The 8,424-nt window shown below is 41.9% G+C and carries 6 protein-coding genes; 1 reads left to right on the top strand and 5 read right to left on the bottom strand.

All coding sequences use genetic code 11. The features are described from left to right. Positions 1 to 368: 368 nt before the first annotated feature. The 5 genes from H1A14_RS13520 to H1A14_RS13540 form a co-directional block, all read right to left on the bottom strand. Positions 369 to 2,288 (bottom strand): alpha/beta hydrolase-fold protein, encoded by a 1,920-nt coding sequence (locus H1A14_RS13520; protein WP_194776793.1) that lies wholly within the window; start codon positions 2,286 to 2,288, stop codon positions 369 to 371. Between the two features lie 160 nt (positions 2,289 to 2,448). Then, the gene (locus tag H1A14_RS13525) at positions 2,449 to 3,297 is read right to left on the bottom strand and encodes a sialate O-acetylesterase (RefSeq protein WP_194776794.1); all 849 of its coding nucleotides are present in this window, start codon (positions 3,295 to 3,297) and stop codon (positions 2,449 to 2,451) included. Positions 3,298 to 3,672: 375 nt separating this feature from the next. Beyond that, positions 3,673 to 5,172: an L-arabinose isomerase gene (gene araA, locus H1A14_RS13530; RefSeq protein WP_194776795.1), complete on the bottom strand. Its 1,500-nt coding sequence runs from the start codon at positions 5,170 to 5,172 to the stop codon at positions 3,673 to 3,675. A 30-nt stretch (positions 5,173 to 5,202) separates the two neighbouring features. Then, the gene (locus tag H1A14_RS13535; protein ID WP_194776796.1) at positions 5,203 to 7,077 is read right to left on the bottom strand and encodes a sodium/sugar symporter; all 1,875 of its coding nucleotides are present in this window, start codon (positions 7,075 to 7,077) and stop codon (positions 5,203 to 5,205) included. Positions 7,078 to 7,193: 116 nt separating this feature from the next. Further along, positions 7,194 to 7,904, bottom strand: coding sequence for an NUDIX hydrolase (locus tag H1A14_RS13540; protein ID WP_194776797.1), 711 nt, complete (start codon positions 7,902 to 7,904; stop codon positions 7,194 to 7,196). Positions 7,905 to 8,328: 424 nt separating this feature from the next. Between H1A14_RS13540 and H1A14_RS23195 the strand changes: the two genes are divergently transcribed. Further along, the coding region (locus H1A14_RS23195) for a transposase (protein ID WP_228527785.1) at positions 8,329 to 8,424 on the top strand (96 nt) is incomplete at its 3' end.

Raw genomic sequence — 8,424 nt, forward strand, 5'->3', positions numbered from 1 at the left:
TGTTGCTAATCACTTGATTATCTTCCCATCGCTAACCTTATTCAGGCGGTTGTTTACCTAATTTTCTAAACCTTCAGCAACCCTAGATAGCTAGGCTTACGATCAGGACCAATAATGCCAGAATAGGAATATCAGAAATGGTTATTCGCTTCTTTGCCACTAACCCAATGGTCTTCTTCAGAAGGGTCGGAAGTCGGAAGTCACCCGCCTTTCGTCGGGCAGGCCCGCCTGTATTGGGCAGGCCCGGCTTTCGTCGGGCAGGCCCGCCTTTTGTCGGGCAGGGATGTACGGAACATTTCGGTTTGGTGGCGAGAATTATATTGAATTACCATTTTACTGGCATCATTGCTTACCTTCATGATATCAGGTTACTGAAATAGAAGTGGTGCGAAACTGTGAAGGTTTTTTCTCCAAACGGGCCAAGTATGCCCGCCAGGGTGCTCACTATACGCATATTTGATCCCCATTTCATCAAATTTGGATAACATGACTTGGCAATTCTGATAGGCAATGTCTTCTTTACCACCCATTGCAATCCAAAATTCCTTCAAATTGCCATTAATTTTTTCCGAATTTGATTTCATGAACTCATATTGGCCATCGGCTATTTCACTTTGCCTACCTTGGATCCAGCCCGAACTAAATACCCCTAGATAGGCAAATAGGTCTGTATTCTGCACCCCTGCATAAAGGGTCTGAATGCCTCCCATGGACAAGCCAGCCAAAGCCCTGTTGTTTGGATTTGGGGATACCCTGAAATTACTTTCTACAAAAGGAATCAAGCTTTCTTTCAACTCCCTTTCAAACAAAGCCAAACTATTCCCTCCCATGCCGGAAAAGGGCATATTGCCATCCGGCATGACGACCAACATGGGTTTGGCCTTTCCTTCCGCAAGTAAATTATCCATAATCAAATCTGTTTTTCCTTGGGTTCCCCAGCCCCGCTCATCTTCCCCGCCTCCGTGGTAGATATACAAAACAGGGTATTTCTTATCGGCATTTGCATCGTAACCCGGCGGGGTATATACAAAAAACTGTCTCCATTGCCTTAGGATATTGGAAAAATACCTGACGCGTCGGGTTTCGCCATGAGGCACATCCTTCAAGGCATAATAATCATCCCCTTTAAAGGGTACTTCTATACCGCTAGCCATCCTTCCCATGCCGTAAAAGGTCTCGCTCGCCGGGTCAGCAACAGCAATCCCATCAATGATCATGGAATAATAATGAAACCCATCTCCCAAAGAATCGGTAGTTACCTCCCAGATTCCATCCGCCCCCTTTTTCATGTCATATTTTTTTCCCAAATCGATTTGAATATTCCTTGCTTCGGGTGCCTTGATCTGAAAAATAGCCCGCTTATCAGGTAAAATCTGAGGGAATTTGGCAGAGCGTACATTGGTCGCAGCTGATTTTCCCAGCAAACTATATTTATCAAAAAGAGACTGGTCCACCGGTTTAAACAAAAGTTTTGAAAACATGTAGAGCCCGTTTTTCCAAACTTTAAAATCATGGGCTCCAGGTTCGATGTAATAGATATGAGGCACATCATTTTTTACCAGATAGTCATGGGTGCGCTCACTGATGCGAATAAGGTTGTCTGCATCTCCACAGGAAATCCAAAGCAACTCAAGTGATTCCCGGGCTTTCTGTGGATCAGGGACCAAGGCCTCCGGATCTTTGGTATTGGGTGCAGAGGAAAAACCTCCCACCCAAGCGAACTTATCGAGATTGCCCAAACCAAAATTCAGGGATTGCCCTCCCCCCATGGAAAGCCCGGCTATTGCTCTATTTCCTCTGTCTTTTAAAACAGGGTATTTTTTGTCAATAAATGGAATGAGATCATGAAGGAGATCTTTTTCAAAAGTGGCAAAGGCCTCCACTTTATCAGGGGCCATGATATTCCCCGTTGCCCGATCATCCTTCATGGCCCGGCCATTGGGCATGACGACAATCATGGGTTCAATCTTGCCGTCAGCATACAAGTTGTCCAGAATAATTTGAGGTTGTGCCCCCTTCAACCATTCTTTCTCATCACCACCTATACCATGCAAGAGGTACAATACCGGGTATTTTTTGTTTTTAGAAAAGGAAGGTGGGGTATAAATCAAAGCTTTTCGGGTCACGCCCACCGTTTTTGAGGAGTAACTGATTGTATCGAGTTTCCCTCTGGGTATCCCAGACCGTTCTGTATCAAAACCTTGAGGAGCCTCCTTTTCAAGTTCTTGACCTACCACCTGACTTGTTGTCAGGATAAGTCCCATAAAGAGATAAAGTAATTTTTTCATAGCGATTTATTTGGTTAAAATGAATTTGGGCCATGGATGGCCGACACTGGGTTAACATGAACGCTTGATGAAATTGGGTCGGTAATATGCCTTAAATAGACATCATATCTGAAATTGAGTTTTTGCAATGTTTAATATGATTTGGGATTAATTTACAGTATCAAGGATGGATCAATGAAAGCATGGTTTCCCCATATATCCTCCCCAACCTTCTATAACCTTCTGCAGAAAAGTGGAGCCCATCCGCGACGGCTTCACAATTCTCTGATGAAATCACATGCGCATTTGGAATGACTTCGGGTAAAGTCCTTATGATGGGATTCATGCTGGCGCATTTACCACCTTCTGCTTCACTTACCAGTTCTCCGGAGAGCAGCGGTACCGAATCCGGTGCCAGACCCAAATCAGTCAAAAGTTTGTCATAAACTCCCTTCACCTTTATCGGCCAACTTTGGTCCCCGGTGTTGGATTCGCCTTGATGCAACAAAATTCCTTTGATTACACCATCCTTTTGTGCCAGTTTGGCCATTTCCAATAGTCTTCCATAGGGATTCCCATCGTACTGGTTGATTATGTTTAGCATCCATTCTGGGGCGGTGGTGATATAACTTTCATAGTTTTCTTTATCAAACAATTCAATTTTACACCCTCCCACTGAGACATTGATCACTCCCACTCTGATGCTATCCGGAAGGTTGGCAATAAGGGTCCTCCCAAAGTAATCCACTGGCGTAAGGCCGGTATTGCATCGGGTAAGTGGCGGTACAGCCTGATACCAGTTTCCTATGTTGCGGTTTAAATCCGGGCAATCTACTGATTGCAAGACCTTAAATCTTATATCTCCAATGGTATCCTGTGGTTCGTACCGAGCACTTCCTTCCATATTTGATTGTCCAAAGCTGAGAAACACATAGAAATTTTGGTCTTGACTTTGACCTTCGATTGAAAATAAAACCAAGGCGAAAAAGGCGAACAACAAGCCTTTGAATTGAATGAGGGTTTTTTTCATGGTTGATGGTTAATTTGGTTTAATCACGATTCCTTTAGTCCATTACGTTTCTTTAGAAGACCTTTTCCCTCAGAAATATTGATCCAAAGCTATTTTCTTGAGCATAATCGTTTAGTTAGGTAAAAATTACCTTCGAAAATTTTATTTAACGATTAAATTAGGCTGTCTGTCCCTTAAGGTAATTCAATTGCTACCGCTTCCAATCCTCATAATTGAGGAATTGTAATTTATGGTTTTGGTCATTTATCCAATACAATTAAACCTTAAGAAAGGATTGATTTAACTGGGTCTGAAAATCAAATCAACTATTGCAATAAAATTAACGGTAGTATCAAAACTAGTAGTTCAAATTAAAGCTAGTTCTGGTGGTGTTCACTATTTATGGAATTGGTAATACAATTCATTCCATCTCAATTCATTTTCGAGTTGATGCAAATTGGTGTTTTTATCTATGGTGATATTCTCCAAGCCAGCGATTTTGGCAAAATCCCGCAAGTGTTCGGTTCGGAGACTTTGACTGAAACAGGTATGGTGGGCTCCACCGGAATAAATCCATCCCGAACAGCCGGTATGCATATCGGGTAATGGTTTCCACATCACCCTAGCTACTGGAAGTTTAGGCAAATCAAACGGGACCTCTTGTGCTTCCACCTCGTTGACCACGAGCCTGAACCGGTTTCCCATATCTACCAAGGAAGCATTGAGCGACAGACCTGCTTTGCCATTGAAGACCAGCCTGACAGGATCTTCCTTACCGCCAATTCCAAGTGGATGGACTTCGCATTTTGGTTTCTCTTTGGCCAAAACAGGATCTACTTCGAGCATATGGGCACCTAGGACCATGTTGTTGGCTGGGTCAAAATGATAGGTATAATCTTCCATAAAGGCACTCCCCCCTTCCAGTCCGGTTCCCATCACTTTCATGGCCCTAACCAAGGCTGCTGTTTTCCAGTCACCTTCTCCGGCATATCCGTAGCCATCGGCCATCAGCCTTTGGGTACCGATGCCGGGAAGCTGCTTCATGCCATGCAGGTCTTCAAAAGTATTCGTAAACCCTTTGAAACCGCCTTCGACCAAAAAATTTCTCATTCCAATTTCAATTTTGGCGGCATCCGCTAAAGCACTTCTTCTAGAGGCTCCCTTTTTTAAATTATCTGCCAGAAAGTAGTCATTTTCGTAAACCTCCAGCAAATCCGACAATTCTTGGTCTGTGACAGCATTGATTTTGGCCACCAAATCCCCCACGGGGAAAGTATTGACTGAAAACCCAAATTTCATTTCAGCTTCTACCTTATCCCCTTCGGTCACCGCCACATTCCGCATGTTATCGCCAAACCGCGCATACTTTGCCCCTTGCCAGTCATGCCAACCTGCCGCAGCCCTACACCAAGAATCTATACTTTCAAGGACTTTAGGATCCTGCCAATGTCCTGTCACCACTTTGCGGTTTATTTTCATTCTAGAAATCAAAAAACCAAATTCCCGGTCCCCGTGGGCACTTTGGTTGAGGTTCATGAAATCCATGTCTATGCTATCCCAAGGGATGTCTCTGTTGAATTGGGTATGGAGGTGAAGCAATGGCTTTTGGAGAATTTTCAATCCATTGATCCACATTTTGGCAGGCGAAAAAGTATGCATCCAGGTGATCACCCCAATACAGTTTTTTGCCTGATTGGCTTCTTGACAGACAGCATAAATCTCCTCCGCCGTTTTCACGATGGGTTTGAAAACGAGGCTTACACTGATTTGATCCGAATCATGCAGAGATTGGGTTATGACTTCCGCATTGGCAGCAACTTCACGGAGGGTTTCAGCTCCGTACAGGTGCTGACTCCCGGTGAGGAACCATACTTCGTTGTGTTTAAGAGACTTCATGTGCGGTTTATTTTAGGTTTGACATTTCAATTACATCCAAAAGAAATAATACAACAAGCCGACAATCAGAACAATCCCCGCTGCCCCCAGATTGAATGGGGTGGCAGTTTGGAAAATTACCGGATCGGTGGATAGGGATTTGGGATCGGCATACTTCATTTTAACATTGGTGTACAATATAATGCCCAGCATGATCAGTAAGCTCGCCATCATGAAGATGGATTCGATGCCTAAATAATCTAAATCCTTAAACTTGACTGCACCAACAATGGCAGCCAATATTCCCAATATAATAAAGAGATAAGACCCAATAAGTGTTTTGCTTCCTTTCGCATCTGATTTGTAATCTGGGTTTTCAAAGGTTTTCTTTTCTGCAAAACTGATCAAAGAAGCCAGGAAAACCAAAATGATAAACACATATCCCATTCTCAAAATAAATGGCATTTCAGGGTAAACCACCTTGAAAATGATGCCCGTAGGCAGGGTGGCGATGGCTGTCCAGAGCGCAGCGCTGGCGGTAATCTGCCTCCAGAAAAGCCCCATGCAAAAAACTGCCACTACCCCAGGATAAATATACCCTGTGTATTCCTGAATATACTGAAATACCTGATCCAGGGTATTTAGTTTTGGTGCCACCAGCATCGCGATAAGCAAAGCAACCACTGCAACCAGCCTTCCAGAGCGCACCAATTGTTTGTTACTGGCCTGTGGCTGAAAATACACTTTGTAAATGTCCATAGTAAAAATGGTGGAAGTGCTGTTGATCATCGAGGCCAATGAGGAAACTATGGCCGCAGCCAGGGCTGCAAAAGCCAACCCCCTTACTCCCTCAGGAACAAAATTCTTTAAAAGCCAGGGATAAGCTTCATCCGATTTGTTGATGGTTCCGATTTGTTCCACAGGTACTTGAAGCATTTCTGATAGTGCTTCGGGAGAGGATTTATTGATCAAAACCCAAGCCGCAATCCCAGGAATCACTACCAACACAGGGATCAAAATCTTTAGATAACCAGCGAAAATCAACCCTTTCTTCGCATGTTCAATATTTTTTGCCGCAAGTCCCTTTTGGATGATGTACTGATTAAAGCCCCAATAACCTATATTAGTTAGCCACATGGCGCCTAAAACAACGGCAATTCCAGGAAGATCCTGAAAGGCGTCCTTTAGGCCCCCATCCCCGTCAGGAATCATGATTTCCCCTTTAGGAATGATCATTACAAAATGTTCCCTAGCCTCCGCATACAAATTAATCATTCCAGCAATGACACCTTCGCCATACCCAACCGCATCCAAAGCCAGGAATGTGGTAACTAATCCTCCTCCAATCAAAACAACAACTTGGACTACATCCGTCCAAGCTACTGCTTCTAGTCCGCCATAAATAGAATAAATTCCAGAAAAAACCAATAATCCTATGATACCATACAGTAGAGGTACTCCCATGATTTTTTCCAAAGCCAATGCGCCCAAATAACTTACAGAAGTGAGGTTGACAAAAACATAAACCAACAACCAAAAAACAGCAAAAGCAGTACTTACCCGTTTGTCAAATCGCTGTTCCAAGAATTGAGGCATGGTATATATGCCATTTTTGAGGAATATAGGAAGAAAATATTTGGCCACGATAATCAAAGTAATCGCGGCAATCCACTCATAAGCTGCAATGCCAAGTCCAATGGCAAACCCAGACCCTGAAGTACCAATAAAATGTTCTGCGGAAATATTGGCTGCTATTAGGGAAGCGCCAACTGCCCACCAAGTCAGTGATTTATCTGCTAAAAAATACTCCTGTGCAGTCTTTTGAACCCCTTTCTTAGATCGTGAAACCCATAAACCTAAAGAAACAATGACAACAGCATAAAAAATAAAAACCACATAATCTAGGGTAGAAAAGCCTGCTTCCATTGTTGTTTTTTGGAGTTGTTAGGGGTTCATTGAGTACTTGGATCAAATTGGTAAGAAAAGTAAATTTAATATAAGTGTCGAAAAAACACCTAAAATTTAGAGAAAAAAAGATGATTTTATTCAACTCCAGCTGGAATTTCATTTCTTGGAATGAAATTATGGATATTTAAAAAGTTTTCTTTGTATTGATCTTCATCCAATGAGTAATAGTAAGCGCCCTTTTTAGACCCGGATTTGTCTTTATCCTTTTCCTTTTTCAGCAAATTCGTGGACAGCACTTTTCGGGTGAAATTTCTTTTATCGATTTTGGTATCATATAACCCTTCATACATGGCCTGCAATTGGGGCAAGGTGAATTTTTCTGGAAGCAGTTCAAACAAAATGGGATGGAAAGCAGCTTTGTATCTCAACTTATTCAAAGCTTTCTCAACCATTTCCTGGTGATCAAAAATCAATCTGGGCAGTCCCTTTACCGGGAACCATCTGGCATGAAAATCATCGTTGATTTGCTGTTGGTATTTCCCGATATCAATAAGTGCTACATAAGCAATCGCGACTACCCGCTCTATAGGATCCCTATCTATTTTCCCAAAAGCCTGCATTTGTTCCATATAAACATCATGAAGACCTGTTAGCTGTTGTAATATGCGTTCCGCAGCTTCATCAATGGACTCGTCAGGCTGCACAAAACCACCCATAAGAGACCATTTTTCTTTTTCAGGAGCAAATCCCCTTTGAATCAAAAGAAGTTTATATTCGGATCCGTCAAATCCGAAAATAATGCAATCTACTGCCAAGAGGAGTCTTGCTTGATTAGAATATTTCATATTACATAAAAGAATTTAGGCTTATGGCTTGAAGAATTAACTACAAATAATAATAACGGAGGTTTTAACACTTAAATTATTAGCTTTACGCAATAAATATTTTATTTAGGCTAAAATTGATCCCGCCATATCATCTGATTTACAGTAAATTACATTAACTGAAACTTAAAGGTCAGAATTTTTGAAATGTTGCATCCAAATTTATAAAATAATAACTTAATTTTTAAACGTATTTAGAAATAATTGTTCTCTATTTCCTTCCAAGAAAGAATTTTTATATGCCTTTAATTCCCGTTTTCCCAATCAGATATTGAACCATTTTCCCTAATTTTAAAACGTTAATTTTAAATGACTTAATGGTACAGGGCTGCTTTTTTGCGACAGATTAAAATTAGAGTTTTAACTTTACAAATCGCAAAAGAGTATGAAAAAGTCAAGATTTACAGAATCCCAGATATTAAAGGTGCTCAAATCACAGGATGAAGGCAAAAAGGTGAGTGAAATCTGCCGTGAATTCGGC

Origin of the sequence: Pararhodonellum marinum, assembly GCF_015354735.1 — a bacterium.
GTDB classification, from domain to species: domain Bacteria; phylum Bacteroidota; class Bacteroidia; order Cytophagales; family Cyclobacteriaceae; genus Pararhodonellum; species Pararhodonellum marinum.